The 3396-nt window shown below is 67.7% G+C and carries 4 protein-coding genes; 3 read left to right on the top strand and 1 reads right to left on the bottom strand.

From position 1 onward, the window contains the following. Positions 1–126 precede the first annotated feature (126 nt). Complete coding sequence (locus BG35_RS0107930) at positions 127–1647, top strand: YifB family Mg chelatase-like AAA ATPase (protein WP_025782402.1); 1521 nt, start codon at positions 127–129, stop codon at positions 1645–1647. Here BG35_RS0107930 and BG35_RS12810 read toward each other — a convergent pair. Then, positions 1644–1910 (bottom strand): hypothetical protein, encoded by a 267-nt coding sequence (locus tag BG35_RS12810; RefSeq protein ID WP_025782401.1) that lies wholly within the window; start codon positions 1908–1910, stop codon positions 1644–1646. The two genes, BG35_RS0107930 and BG35_RS12810, sit on opposite strands and share 4 nt — an antisense overlap. A gap of 46 nt (positions 1911–1956) precedes the next feature. Between BG35_RS12810 and pyrE the strand changes: the two genes are divergently transcribed. Then, positions 1957–2559: an orotate phosphoribosyltransferase gene (gene pyrE, locus BG35_RS0107920; RefSeq protein WP_034417923.1), complete on the top strand. Its 603-nt coding sequence runs from the start codon at positions 1957–1959 to the stop codon at positions 2557–2559. Beyond that, positions 2556–3396: CAF17-like 4Fe-4S cluster assembly/insertion protein YgfZ (gene ygfZ, locus BG35_RS10975; RefSeq protein ID WP_025782399.1), on the top strand; the 841-nt coding region annotated here is incomplete at its 3' end. The genes pyrE and ygfZ, both read left to right, overlap by 4 nt.

Raw genomic sequence — 3396 nt, 5'->3', positions numbered from 1 at the left:
CGCCTTCCTGCGCGTGTTGGTTGATCCCGGGACGTGGGATCGCTGGCGCCCCATGGTTCCGGTGGAGTCAACGACGGAATTCCCCAGCGTGGGAACACTGGGCCGGACACTCGAGCGCTCAACGCCATGCTTGCCCGTTGCACCAGTGCCGCCATTGTGGGGGTGGATGCCTGCCCTGTGGTGGTGGAGGCGGATTTGGGCCCCGGCTTGCCGGCATTCCAGATTGTGGGCTTGCCGGATACGGCGGTGCAGGAGTCCCGTGAGCGGATCCGCTCCGCCCTGCGCAACAGCGGTCAGCGCCCCCTGGTGTCTCGTCTCACGGTGAACCTGGCTCCGGCTGCCCTGCGCAAACAAGGCCCCAGCTTTGATCTGCCCATGGCCCTTGCCCTGCAGGCCGCCGCCGGGCGTATTCCCCTCACCTGGCTGGAGGGACTCTGGGCCACAGGAGAACTGGGACTGGACGGCAGCCTGCGGCCGGTGCGCGGGGTGTTGGCCATGGCCGAGGCGGCCCGGGCGGCAGGGGCCAGGCATCTGCTGGTCCCGAAGGAAAACGGGGCGGAGGCGGCCCAGATTGACGGGCTCTCCGTCCTGGCGGCGGCGGATCTCAACGAGGCCCAGGAACAACTCAACAATCCCCAACCTCAACCCGCCCCGGATCCAGGCTGTTTCTCGGCCATGGCGGATGAGTTCGGTTTTGATCTCAGGGATCTGCAGGGGCAGAGCCATGGGCGGCGGGCCTTGGAAATTGCCGCAGCCGGGGGGCACCACATGCTGCTGGTGGGTCCACCCGGCTGCGGCAAAAGTGTGCTGGCCCGGTGCCTGCCCGATTTGCTGCCGCCCCTCTCCATGGAAGAGGCCCTGGCGGTGCGACGGGTCCATTCGGTGGCCTTTGCCCAGCCGGAAGCGGGCCTGCGCAATCAGCGGCCCTTCCGGGCTCCCCACCATAGCTGCACCCCGGCGGCCCTGGTGGGGGGCGGCTCACCCCACCCCCTGCCCGGTGAAATCAGCCTGGCTCACCACGGGGTTCTGTTTCTTGACGAGTTGCCGGAATTTGGCCGCCATTGCCTGGACCATCTGCGGGAACCCCTGGAACAGGGGGCCATCGACATTGCCCGGGCCGGGCAGCGACTACGCTTCCCCTGCCAGTTTCAACTGGTGGCGGCGGCCAACCCCTGCCCCTGTGGCTGGTGGGGGGATCCGGTCCATAGCTGCAGTTGCGGCGATGCCGTGCGCCGTCGCTATTGGCGCCAGGTGTCGGGTCCTCTGCTGGATCGCATTGATCTCCACGTGCCGGTGCGACGGCTCTCCCCCATGGAGGTGAGCCGTCCCGTCGCAGCGGAAACCACCGCCCAGGTACAGCAGCGGCTGGCCATCAGCCGCCGGAACACCAGCCAGCGTTTTGGCCGCCAACTGTTTGATAACCATCTCCTGGACAGTCGTCAGTTGCGCCTTTGCAGCCCCCTCAGCAACGCCGCCCGCCAGTTGCTGGATCGCCTTGCCGACCGTCTCGGCCTCTCCATGCGCAGCCTTGATCGCCTCATGCGGGTGGCGCGCACCATTGCCGATCTGGCGGATTCCGAACGGATCGAAGCCGAACACCTGGCGGAGGCCGCCACCTATCGGAGTTGTGATCTGGACGTGACTTAGATGGGGCAAAAGGCAGGCTCGTCCCCCTGCCCCGTGGCGGCCAACGGTTGTTCCTCGCTACTGTCCGGGGCGGGGTTCTGGTGAGCTTCGGGAGAGGGGAGAGGGTCAAATCGCCGGAGCAACGCCGGGGACATCCAGGATCGGATCCACGGGGCAGGAGCATCCGGGGCGGGTGGCGTGGGTCCACAGTCCGCGGCCATGGCCAATGGCGACAGGGGCATGGCGCTCACCAGCAAGGGCAGCAGTGGAGCAAAACGGACCATCACATCAGCCGTGAACCTTCACTATAGAAGCTCCCCTGTCGGCGCCATGGACATCCGGCCGTCTGCTCCACCGTTGTTGAACCCCCCGCCGGCCCGACGCCGGGAAGCCCTGCAGCAGATGCTGGCCCGCTACGCCTACAGGCGCGGCAAGTTCCTCCTGGCCAGCGGCCGGCGCAGCGAACACTACGTGAACTGCAAACCCGTCAGCCTCAGCAGCAGCGGCGCCACGCTGTTGGCGCCGCTGCTGCTGGAACAGGTCCACCCCGCCGCCCAGACGGTGGCCGGCCTCACCCTGGGGGCGGATCCCCTGGTGAGTTGCGTGGCCATGGCCGCCGGGCTGGCGGGCCGCCGGCTGGATGCCCTCATTGTGCGCAAGGAGCCCAAGGGCCATGGCACCGGCGCCTGGATTGAAGGCCCATTGCCGCCCCCCGGCGCCCGGGTGACGGTGTTGGAGGACGTGGTGACCACGGGCAATTCCTGTCTCAAAGCGGTGCAGCGGTTGCGGGAGGCGGGCTATACCGTTCAGGAGGTGGTGGCCGTTGTGGATCGCCAGGAGGGGGGGCAAGCCGCCCTGGCCGCGGCGGGGCTCCATCTCAAATCCCTCTTCCTGCTGGAGCACATCAGCACCCCGTTGGAGCATCAGCCATGACCGCCCCCCTGCCCTTCCCCCACTGGCTGAGCCAGGCTCTACCGGAGCCCCGCGCCTGGCCGGTGCGAACGGAACGGACCGTGCAGGTTCTGCGCCTGACCGGGGTCGATAGCCTGCGTTTTCTCCATGGCCAGACCACCCAGGACCTGAGCAGCGCCCCACCCGGTTGTCTGCGGCGCAGTTGCGCAGTGACCGCCACAGCGCGACTCACCGCCCTTCTGGACGTATTGGTGGACCAGCAGGCCGCCCGGTTGATGGTGCTGGCCGGTGACGGGCCGGCGTTGCATCAGAGCTTTGATCGCCATCTCTTTCCCGCGGATCAGGTCACTCTGCTGCCCGTGGTCCAGGCCCGGCAGGTGAGTCTGTTGGGTGAAGCCGCCGCCCTGCTGGCTGCCGAAGGCATCACCGTGGACGCCGCCGGCGCCGGCTGGGGTCCGGTGTCCCTGGGGGATGCCCAGGCGTTGCTGATGGGGGGCACGGATTTTGGCGATGGGGCGCCGGGATTGCGGCTGTTGCTGCCCGACTCCCTCCCCTTGCCGCCATGGCTGGAACGCTGCCCCCGGCTGACCACTACACAGGTGGAGTTACTGCGGCTTCAACAGGGGATGCCGGCCTGGCCCAACGAGATCAACAGCGACTTCAATCCTTTTGAATTGGGTTTGGCCGGGGCCGTGGCCCTTGATAAAGGGTGCTATCTGGGGCAGGAGGTGTTGGCCAGGTTGGCGGCCTATGACGGCGTCAAGCAACAGCTTCGCCTCTGGGAAAGCCCCACCCCCCTCGAAGCCTTGCCCGAGGACAACGTGATCCGGGGTGAAGACGGCGCCCGCGCCGGGGTGG

The organism is Candidatus Synechococcus spongiarum SH4 (genome assembly GCF_000586015.1).
GTDB classification, from domain to species: domain Bacteria; phylum Cyanobacteriota; class Cyanobacteriia; order PCC-6307; family Cyanobiaceae; genus Synechococcus_B; species Synechococcus_B spongiarum_F.
Note: the sequence above shows the minus strand (reverse complement) of the source record. Positions and strands in the feature narration are given on the sequence as shown.